This window comes from Pedococcus sp. P1_H8 (assembly GCF_056405175.1).
The window spans coordinates 1-356 of sequence record NZ_JBFUCP010000488.1 but is presented as its reverse complement, the minus strand read 5'-3'; the positions used below and the strand labels follow the sequence as shown (position 1 = coordinate 356).

Sequence of the window (356 nt, the reverse complement as noted above, 5' to 3'; positions counted from 1 at the left end):
TGCCCGCCTCGACCGTGCACGCAGTCCTGGTCCGCTGCCGCCTGAACCGGCTCTCGCACATCGACATCCGCACCGGCGAGGTCATCCGCCGCTACGAACACCCGCATCCGGGATCGATGATCCACGTCGATGTGAAGAAGCTCGGCAACATCCCCGACGGCGGCGGCTGGCGTTTTGTCGGACGCGTCAAGGGCCGCARGAACCGTCAACAGACCCCGGGCACGAAACGCAGCCGACACCACAACGAACTGCTCGGACATGCGTTCGTGCACACCGTGATCGACGACCACTCCCGCGTCGCCTACGCCGAGATCCACGATGACGAAACCGCACAGACCGCGGTCGGGGTGCTGCGC

Annotated in this window: 1 pseudogene; it reads left to right on the top strand. The window is 66.2% G+C overall.

What is annotated here, in order from left to right:
• Positions 1 to 356 (top strand): annotated as a pseudogene (locus tag AC1DYG_RS20985) (IS481 family transposase); the annotation flags it as partial.